Here is a 1,052-nt window from a genome sequence, read left to right as displayed (position 1 = left end):
TTGATTGGGTTATTTGAACTTAATTGTCGTCTTGATTCCTGGCTTCTAACCACTAAAGCTGCCGCATCTTGCCGATTAATATGGTCCCCTAAAATCCATTCCACTTGTTCAGCAACCGCGTCGCTTGCACTTTCCACCCTTAAACAAATCCGGTTTTTTTCAATATATTCTTTAAATTGAAAAAGGGCTTCTCGTGAAATTGCTGGGTCACCGATATAGACATCGTCAATATGCCCATTAGTGATTAAATCTAAGGTTCCCGCCAAAGGATGCAGACTTCGGTGGGCTTCAACCGTCGGCAAGCCCGCATGGATTGGCCCCCTCATTCTGTCATCACCAGGGACAAAAGCCATGGTCCGAAGACCCGTTGACTTCAGCCAATGGTTGTGGCGTTTAAAGCTATCCATGTCTAAGCCAGTTTCTGGGCGCGGGTAGTAGTTATGCCAAGCGGTAATATGGCTTAAATCTGCTTGATAATAGTGGAGTTGGTCTAGATCTTGTGCTGTCAGTGTGCTGGCATTTAAAGCGATATGAATTTCATGACTTAAACCAGCCACCGTTTCAAAACCAATGCCATAATCAATTCGCAAACCCGTAATCCCTAGATTGATAATCGGCCTGATATCTTCAAATGACCCACCAATTTTATGGAGACTGGTTCCTGAAATATCCACGACTAGCGACAAATCGTAAGCCTTCGCAATGGCGCCAAGGTCCCGCATCCGATCTAGATAAGCGGTGGGATCATCTTCTGGAATATGGATTGACGTAAAAATACCAGTAAAACCAGAAGCAACCATGCGGTCAATATAATCACGGTCAATTGCCTCATTTAAATATACGGAAAAACCATACATATACTCACCTCATTCAGCCTTTAACTTGTTTTCTTTTAGTTCAAAAATGTTTTACTTGAAATTCATTATAGCACTTTGAAATATTTTTTCAATAAATTACAAATTATCATTAATAAATTAATGTGAATGAAATTAAATTACACCATTCGTTAAAAAAAGACCCAAGCTATCTTATGGCTCTACAATATATAGGAC

General features: G+C 40.4%; 1 protein-coding gene. It reads right to left on the bottom strand.

The features are described 5' to 3' along the window. Positions 1 to 857 (bottom strand): MupG family TIM beta-alpha barrel fold protein (locus tag B2V22_RS00115; RefSeq protein WP_290489757.1); only part of this gene is annotated, 857 nt, incomplete at its 3' end. Positions 858 to 1,052 lie beyond the last annotated feature (195 nt).

Source organism: Aerococcus sp. UBA6277, assembly GCF_002440555.1.
Lineage (GTDB): Bacteria > Bacillota > Bacilli > Lactobacillales > Aerococcaceae > Aerococcus.
This window is presented reverse-complemented; position numbering and strand designations above follow the sequence as displayed.